Origin of the sequence: Polynucleobacter sp. MWH-Berg-3C6, from assembly GCF_018881855.1 — a bacterium.
Taxonomy (GTDB): Bacteria; Pseudomonadota; Gammaproteobacteria; order Burkholderiales; family Burkholderiaceae; genus Polynucleobacter.
The window spans coordinates 1-9,113 of the sequence record NZ_JACVPN010000007.1 but is presented as its reverse complement, the minus strand read 5'-3'; the positions used below and the strand labels follow the sequence as shown (position 1 = coordinate 9,113).

General features: G+C 42.8%; 5 protein-coding genes. 1 reads left to right on the top strand and 4 read right to left on the bottom strand.

Annotation, left to right across the window (positions count from 1 at the left end; genetic code table 11):
* From ICN13_RS09885 to ICN13_RS09870, 4 genes are all read right to left on the bottom strand, one after another.
* Positions 1-3,065 (bottom strand): filamentous hemagglutinin N-terminal domain-containing protein (locus ICN13_RS09885; RefSeq protein ID WP_216140192.1); only part of this gene is annotated, 3,065 nt, incomplete at its 3' end.
* 527 nt (positions 3,066-3,592) lie between these two features.
* Positions 3,593-5,056: a sensor histidine kinase gene (locus tag ICN13_RS09880; protein ID WP_216140191.1), complete on the bottom strand. Its 1,464-nt coding sequence runs from the start codon at positions 5,054-5,056 to the stop codon at positions 3,593-3,595.
* Between the two features lie 154 nt (positions 5,057-5,210).
* Positions 5,211-6,887 carry a ShlB/FhaC/HecB family hemolysin secretion/activation protein gene (locus ICN13_RS09875; protein WP_216140190.1) on the bottom strand — a complete coding sequence of 559 codons (1,677 nt, stop codon included), beginning with the start codon at positions 6,885-6,887 and terminating at the stop codon, positions 5,211-5,213.
* A gap of 152 nt (positions 6,888-7,039) precedes the next feature.
* The gene (locus ICN13_RS09870) at positions 7,040-7,648 is read right to left on the bottom strand and encodes a response regulator (RefSeq protein WP_216140189.1); all 609 of its coding nucleotides are present in this window, start codon (positions 7,646-7,648) and stop codon (positions 7,040-7,042) included.
* 171 nt (positions 7,649-7,819) lie between these two features.
* On the opposite strand from ICN13_RS09870, the gene ICN13_RS09865 reads away from it, so the two are divergent.
* Entirely contained in the window at positions 7,820-8,725 is a 906-nt protein-coding gene (locus ICN13_RS09865) for a transporter (RefSeq protein ID WP_216140188.1), read from the top strand.
* Positions 8,726-9,113: the final 388 nt, after the last annotated feature.

The window sequence follows — 9,113 nt, the reverse complement described above, 5'->3', positions numbered from 1 at the left end:
GTTGCAGTAATAGCAAAATTTGTATTGGAGTACCCGTTGAGTAAGACTCCATTGGTTGCATTGCTGATATTGCCTGCAGTAAGAGCATTATTAATGGTAATACCAGCAGAGGTAGTGGCATTAGCTGGAGCCAAGCTACCACTTACATTGCTAGCGGGTGAGCCAGCATAGGTGTTATCAAGAGTAATACTTCCTTTGACAGAAATCGCCCCACTAGTAGTAATGGCTCCACCATTAGTAAGAACCGCCAGGTTAACACCCGAGCCACTTGCTGTTGTATTGTCAGTAATAGCGCCTAAAGTTGTTGAAGTTGATGCTGAGCCCCAAACACCATTAAATTTTAAGGTTACGAAGGCATTTGCTGAGGCAACGTTAAAGGTCAGCGTTGCTCCAGCACCAAAAGAAACGTTACCTGACGTTTGAATCTCAATAACAGCCCCGTTACTTGCGGTATTTACTGCACTTTGTAAGTCTGTATTAGAGATATTGACGTTTTGACCAGTACCACAAGTATTAATATTCGCAGCGGTGCAACCGAGTGACGTAGAACCACCATTGGTGATGGTGACATTATTGGGGTCTAGAAGCCAAGTCTGTGCATTGATAGTGTTTCCTGAAGTGCTCAATGCATGACCTGATGTTTCTAGGTTATGGGCTGCAAAATTCGAATTTTGCAAAACTACGATGCTTGATAGCTCGCCTTGACCAAAGCTTGTTCGACCAATCGCAATTGAGCCGCCGATGGCAGAAAGGCTAGAGTTATTTACGAGAACTTTGTCACCGAAAACGACGATGTTGCCGTTTGGTGCATTGACGCCAGTCTGGCTATCAAGAGAGGTACCGCTAGAGATGATGCTGTTATTTGAATCTACTGCGTTTGCTGCTGCATTGCTGACAAAAGAGCTAAGTGCTGGGGGTGCAGTTGCGGGCGGCGCAAGCGTTGAGCCGTTACCCAGGTTATTAATTTGACCTAAGTTAATAATGCCACCAGCAGCTAGGCCTTCTGAGCTGATTAAAGCGCCAATTAAATCCGTTTGAGTTTTACCGACTATCGCAATAAATCCACCAGTGCCCTGCTTACCTAGAGAGTCGACAATACCGTTATTAGTCACAGTACCAGCAGTAGAAACAATATTGACTGCGCCACCATTAATACCATTTGCAGAAATATAGCTATTGGCGCCAATATTGATATCACCAGTTGCAAGAATATTAATCATGCCACCATTGCTGGTGTAATTATTTTGGTCGGCTGTTAAGGTATTTTGATTATTACCGCCACTCATATTACGACGATTTGACGCAGTTATAGTATTCGCAGAATTCAAACTATTAGAATTTGAATTATTTTGATTATTACCATTGGAATTAATATTTCCTAAAATATTAATCACAGCACCGGCTAAATAAGTATTGGAGTTTGAGCCGCCGTTTGTATTAATCGAACCATTGACATTAATTGCCTGAGCTACTGCGGTCACCGTGCCAGCCGTGATATTGCTATTGATATTGATGTTGCCACCATTAGCAATCAAATTGAGCGCAGTATTGGTATTGGCAGAATAAATATCAGCGCCAAGCAAGAAGGTGATTGATGGTGTTTGTGAACTTGCACAAGCGCCAAATGCGCCACAAGCAGTTGCCGTTGCATCAAGCGTCACATTCGTAGTGTTTAAAGCATTCGAAATTGTGCTTGCAGTAGTGCCATCAACCGTAATGGAGAGCGGGTCAGTTATCCAGTTGCCGGTTTTGCCGTGAGGCGCTGTGGTGTCTACTATCGCCGTTGGGCTAATTTGTACAGTACCTTTAGAACTTGTTTCAATCACGCCACCATTACCAGAGAGCAAACCGCCCATAGATTTGAGTGTGCCAGCCACAATAGTTTTGACTTGTGACCAGATGGAAATCGTGCCGCCATTACCGTTTTGAGTGGCAGAAGCATCGACCGTAGAATTTGCTTGAACATCAACAAGATTGGCTAAACCATTGTTGCTGTTGATATTTTGATTTGTATTGAGGGCTGCGCTATTAACACCAACGGTAATATTTCCACCGCCTGTAGCGCCAGTGGCAGTAGTCGCTGAACCACTGACCAAGGTAATGTTTTTGCCAGAAATAGCAACATTACCACCGGCTGCTTGCGCAGAATTGGCAGAAACGGTGCCATTTTGATTCACAGTAGCAGCAACTAATTCAATCGAACCGCCATTATCAACGACTGAATTAGCTACTACCGCCCCGCCATTGTTAATGACTGATGCTTTTAAATCTGATGCTGAGTTAGCAGCAATGATGATGTGACCACCATCGACTTGAATTAAACGTTTATTGGCAATTAATGATTTCACCACTGAGGCGTCGACCGTAATTGTGCGCAAACTATTGTTGCTAAAGGATAAAGTTACTTGTGAGCCGCTAACCAATGCAACGGTATTGGCACCGCTCATCGTGGCAACCATTACACCCTCGTTTCGCACTTCTGGCGCCATCAAAGCAATGTAACCAGTTAGGCTATTAGAGGTGAGCTTGCCGTGATTGACTACTTTGCCAGTCTCACCACCACGATAAGTTTGGTTGCCACCTGCCATGTATGCGCTATTTGCAACATCCATCGTTGTTGCAACAATAGAGCCAGCATTGACATCAGCACCCTTGCCAAATATGACGCCATTGGCATTCACGAAAATTACTTCACCAGGCGCATTAATAGCGCCATTAATCATGGACTTACTTGTGCCGATGACGCGATTGAGGGTCGAAGCATTTGCATTGGGCTGGTTAAAGTTCACCGTACTGTTGGCGCCAACGTTAAAAGAATCCCAATTAATCACCGCGCGTTGAGTGCTTTGATTGATATTCATAGTGTTGCCAGAGCTAGCAATCGTTGCAGCACCCGCTACGACTTTACCGTTCGTAGGCAGCGCATTGGCAGCAACACCAGCTGCAAAGCTTAAATTGACAAGGCCAAACGCACTAAGCCCAACAACAGCGGAAGTGAGCGCAAGCGCGCCCACCTTCACCTTGAAGGGCTTTTCTAAGTGCATTGATTGACTAGGTAATTTCATATCAATCAATGACTTATTGCGTTTTTGTAAAGCAAAAAATCAATTTAAAACTTTCATTTTCTAAACTACTTAAGCACTCGAAGCGCATTGCGCATTGAAAGAAGTAGCATTTTTATCAAAAGGTGCAAGCGTGAAAATCCCTCGTTTGTGGGAATAAATAACAAATTTCTACACGCGAGTTTGTAAGTGCTTGAATTTGTGAGGTCTAAAAAATACCTAGAATTGATTTTTTTTAGTGCCACTCATTTTTTAATCAAAAAAATTGAACATCAGAGCAAAAAAGTTTGAGCTAAGAGTGCTGCGCTCTGAAAAAAACTACGGCAAAAAAGATGATTCTGATATGTTGCGTTCTTGAGCATAAAATGTGCCCAGCGCTCTTAAAAATATTATCTAAGAGCAAATTATTTTTATTTTCAATTTTAAAAATAAATGCTCTGACGGGTTATTTTTGAAAATCTATTGATGTAAGGAATACTAGGACTATCGGCGCGCCAATAAATACCTATTACACCACTTTATTAATCGGTTTATTGAATTGATGAGGAGTTTTTGGCAACCTCTGGTAAATCAAAAGTAAATTTTACCCCTCCTGTAGCTTGATTTTCTTGGAAAATCATTCCGCCATATTCCGTAACAATATGTTTACATAACCATAAACCCAATCCACTTCCACCCTCTTTATTGCTTTGCATTAATTCAAAAAGTTTGGCTTGATATTGAGATGGAACACCAGGACCATTATCAGCAACACTAAATCTAATATCTGCATTCAAAATGCTCGTTTCAATCTCTATTATTTTCTCTACTGTGTTTGATTTCTCTAATGCAGCAATCGAATTGGAGACTAAATTGAGTAATACCTGCTGAATTGCCGTGATATCTACAGTGATTAAGCCATTTTGATTACCAATCACTCTGAGCGCAATGCCCTTGGAGCGACAATCAGGGCCAGCAATCCTTGTAATAGAGCTTAGTAACTCGCTCACCTCGGTAGACTGGTAGCTGATGGGTTGATTTTTAAAGATGGCACCAATCGATTTAATAATGTTAGCTAAGCGTTGATTGTCCATGGCGATGGAGCCAAGTAAGGTTTCAGCTTTTTTCACATCAATTGGCGCCTCCTCCAATGCTTTTTCTAGCATGAATAGATTGACATCAATCGCCGCAATGGGCTGATTAAGTTCATGTGCCATGGAAGCAGAGATAGCCGCAGTAGTGGAATTTTTATTGGCTTTTAATAGCGAGCCAATTAAAGTATCTCTTTCTAAGAGCAAGCCTTTGACTTTTTCGTTTTCAATTCGCGCTTGTACTCTTTTAGCGATGTTTTGCTCTGCCCAATACCCTGCAGCAATCAAGTAAGACACCGAGTTACAAGCGCTAAAAGTAAACGTTAATATCAATAATGGAGCGGGAATGGCATCAATAGTATCTACCGCGCCTAATTTTGTGCCCACTAACGCCCTGGCAATCACTAAAAGCATCTCCAGAGCGGTGCATCCTAATAGCAACTTTAACTGCAATGATTTATGGGTGCCAACATAGCGAGCTAAGTTCACAAATTGCCAAATAAGGCACAACAAGGAAATGACGGCTACCTGAACTACCCTAAAAGAAAATAAGCCCGCACCCCCCCTAGACCCCTCAAACTCAATCGCATAAAAGATTAGGAATCCGCAAGCAAACCAAAGCGCTTTTTTTGAGTCGGCTCGCAACACATGACAAAAAAGCACTTGAAAAACTAATCCACCAACGTAAAGCACATTGGCAATCGTAAATAAAAATGAATTGCCCTTGATGTCATTGGGCGCATTACTAATGGCATAGCTAAATACAAAATATCCCAAAAGAGTGCTAATCAAGGAAATCAGCCAATACTGGGCGCTGCGATTTTTAGATGCGTACTCATCACGTAAATACGAGGCGGAACCTAGCAAAATGCCAGTAAGCACAATACCCATTACACAGAAGAACAAGGTAAAACTGACCTGCATACGCAATGACTCCGGATTGAGCAGCTAACAATCTGCCAAGTGTTGAAGATTTTTCTCAGTTTACTAGCTTGTTGGCACATGCCAAAGAGCGCTACGACAAAAAAATACCCGCCATTTGGCGGGCATCAAAGAACTAAGTCTATGAACAAAAATCCTAGAAATACAGAGTGCCCTTTAGCCATGCTTCATACGCTCTATTCGAATTATTGGTATTAAGCTGCTGTCCGCTACTGGTATAGAGCGGGTTTTGACCAATCGTGTGAGCAAGATTTAAGCTCACGTTATATTCCTTAGCAATATATTTACCGCCTAATCCATAGCCACCCAAGCTATAAGTATTGTTAGCATTGGTGAGTCCCTGCCATCCCGGGTAGGTATTGACGTATTGCGTGATGATGCCCCCATCTACAAAAGCGGATACCTGCCAATTGGTCAGGAAATTGTGTTGTAGCTCAATGGTGCCAACTGCACCTTTTGAACCACCGCCCTGCGCAACTGGATATGCCCGAATACCGTAAGGGCCCCCTAGGTATAACTGGTCAGCAGTATTCAAATTCTTATTCGCCCACTGGGCATTAACCGACATGACTAAATTGGTATTTTCAATCGGTAAGGGTTGAGTGCGACTGGCATTGGCAGTTAACTTAAAGTAACTACCATTGGTATTGGGGCCCGCTTGGTCCTGCGCTTTTTGCGTGGCGTTATCCACATACAGATTTCCATAAGATACTGTGAGGCCATAGCCATTGATGGCGCCACCAGAAGATAGTTCACTCCCGTTAATGCCAGCATTCAAATTATTAATTTGATAGTTACTAATAGTGCCGGTTGGCACGCTATTGCGATAGGCGCGGTTTTGCAAAGTAAAAATTAAATTGGAATTGCTGCTAGCTGAACGCTCCAATGCATAGGCGCCATTAACTGCAAAGGTCGTTGCCTGACCAGTAGTAACGGTGGGACTCCAACTAGATAAAGTTTGATAATTTAAAAAACTGGCAAGTGCCCCTACTTTCCAACCAGCATAACCAATGGGATAAGCATAATTGCCTTGTACGAAACTAGAGCCTAAGGATTGAATGGCATCAAGGGCCACCGAATCACCGGAGCCCGATAAATTATTGAGTGTTAAATTGCCAATGGCCTGCCAGGCTCCAGTAGAGTTTGAACCATAATTAGCAGCCTCAACGCGGCCTGTAACTAATGGGCCATCATTGACTCTCACATCCAAATCACTACTACTGACTTCTTGAGATTGACTAAATGATGCAGTGGCACCAACACCAGGCAATTCGTTTAATAACGCTAAGCTTCGGTCAATATTAGGAGTGCTAATGAGCTCGCCGCTAGGGTTACCATGCTCCATGTATTTTTGAGCAACTTCTACATTTAAACGCAACTTCTGGTCTGGGGCCACACCAGAAACGGTAATTTTTCCAAGCTTGCCTTCAATGATTTGAATCATTACCTTGCCGCCATTGATTTTTTGTGGCGGAATAATCGCTTGCGCAATGCGGCCACGACTTCCATAGAGCTCTTGAATGGCGGTAGTGGCATCTTTTAAGTCGCCAAAGCTAATAGTTTTGCCAGTCCAAGGCTCGACAACCTTTGCCAGCTCTTCGGACGTGAAAACGGTATTGCCCGTAAATGCAAAACTAGAGACGGTAAGTTTTTGATTAGAGTCTGGTAGTGTCGATTTAATTTCCGGGGCTTTAATGCTTGGAAAGGAAGGCGCAGGCGTATCTCTTTGTATTTGCTGCTCTAAGTTGCGCTGCAGTGCTCCGGCATCTGGCGCTACTTGCGAAAACGCATTGCCAGCCCAAATGCTGACCATAAAAAATGAGATGGGGCGGAGTTTAAATAGGCAATTTTTTGTGTGCAGTGGCATAGCATAGTCAATCGATTAAATTGACGCTATTTTCAAAGATGCAGTAATTTGTCGTAATCCCTCAATTGAGGGATATCACAAAAGTAAGGTGCTAATGATTAGAGGTTTTTTAGCTTAATGAGTTCAGCCAAAGAGCGAAGGTTGAGCTTGCGCATCACCTCGTTTTTATATTGTTTGGCGGTATACATCGCGACACCCAGCGCCTCTACTAGCTCAGTATTGTTATAACCCATGGCCAGCAAATCAAATGTTTGCCTCTCTCTTGGGCTCAATGTCTTAAGGCGCTCTTCTAATCCAGTCTTTTTAATTACTAGCTCCATGGCGCTAATATCGATTTGCATCCCTCTGGCAATGGCCGATAAAAGTTCTTCGCGAGAAATCGGCTTTTGCAAGAATTCAATCGCGCCACCCTTCATTGCCGTAATGGCTTGGGTCATTGAAGATTCACCACTGATAAAGATAATCGGAATTTTTCTTCCCCGACTTGCTAGAACGGCCTGCAAGTCTACGCCCGATATATCGGGCATTCTCATATCCGTTAAGACTACCGCAGGAATATCTTGAGCTGGCTCTATTAAGAATGCTTTAGCGCTATTAAACGCCTTGACTTGGTAGCCCATAAAACGCAGCATTTGCGTGAGAGATTCACGTAATGAATCATCGTCGTCTATTAAATAGATGGTTTTCGGGTAGTTTTGTGTGGGCACTATATATAGAGCAAATATGTTGGGGTTCAGCGGTATTTTATTGTCGGCTAGCCAAAAGTCTTCTTGTATCCCTCATTTGAGGGATAGTTCCCCTTTTTGAGGGAATTTATTTTGCCGCAATCAATACAATTCTGGCATTATCCTTTGGGTGACCATTCCTAATATTTCATGATGCAACAATTTGGCAGGCCCTTATTAGTAGCCTGCATTTTGAGCAGCTTAATATTGACTCGCCCAAGCGTGGCAGTCGATTTGCAGCCCAACGACATTGTGGCGCCATTGCCTAACAAAAATCATGTCATGGTTTCCTACTATGACACTGAGAATTCAACTTTATACAAAAATGGTTCGGCAGTTTCATCAAAACCCTATGGCAGCCCAGTCATTGATGTGCCCAGCGTTATAGTCCGAGCACTTCACACTTATGCTATTGGAGATTTACCCGCAGCAACTTATGTACAGCTGCCCTATGGCACAGTAAGTCCTTCAGGCTCACTTTCAAGTTATGCTCCAAGCACTGGAATTGGTGATGTTGTTTTAGCCACCGCCATCTGGCCTTATGCCAATCGGCAGACACGAACTTACTTTGGTGTTGCCGGATATCTACAGGTACCAACTGGGGCTTATTCGAGTAACCAAGTATTTAATACTGGCACTAATCGCTATTCATACGATTTACAAATGGGATATCAACAGCCCATTATTGGTAATTTAGATGGCATGGTTGCAGTAGACACCCAGTGGTTTGGCGGCAATAGCCAGTGTGCCGCAACTTGTGGGTCGAGTACAAATGTTCCTTTAACGCAAAAACCTTTAACCACTACGCAGCTTGGTCCCATCTACAGAATTAATCAAACCTTTACAGTTGGAGCATCCTATCTTTACGTTGCTGGCGGGGCAACTGCTATTAACAATGTTTACCAAAATAATGTTGTCAATACGCAGCGTTTCCTATTAAGCGGATTAGCTTATACCGATATTGGCAGATTCTCACTTCAATATGGACGAGACATGGGAATTCAAAATGGGTTTATCCAAACACGGGTGTTAGCAGTCAGGTTTATGAGAGAGTTTTAATCAGCCTTCAGATTTGCTTTAGTGACACCCTAAAGAGATAAATATTTTATCTGCATGCACCATTGTGAGAATCTTGATGTTTTTGACCTTGTCTAGAAGATTGAAGTTATAAGCACATCCCTCAAATTAAATTGAGACAGAGATAAGACCTGGGCATAACCCAGGTCTTAAGTTTGCACATATACGTGCTGGAAATTGAAGAACAACTCCCATTACTACGTTCATCGTAATTGAGTGACTAATTCAACTAAGACTTAGTTGAGTGAACTGCTGTCAATTTAGGTCCACTACCAAAGAGAGTTTTTTCATAGTAAATCATTGCAGCAACATGGGTTGATTCTGCAATAGTTGGGGTACTTGGGTTTGGGGTGCTGGAGGTCTGTAACCC

Coding starts and splice junctions, on each gene's coding strand:
- ICN13_RS09880 (WP_216140191.1), bottom strand. CDS start 5,056: ATGCAGGTCAGTTTTACCTTGTTCTTCTGTGTAATGGGTATTGTGCTT.
- ICN13_RS09875 (WP_216140190.1), bottom strand. CDS start 6,887: ATGGTCAGCATTTGGGCTGGCAATGCGTTTTCGCAAGTAGCGCCAGAT.
- ICN13_RS09865 (WP_216140188.1), top strand. CDS start 7,820: ATGCAACAATTTGGCAGGCCCTTATTAGTAGCCTGCATTTTGAGCAGC.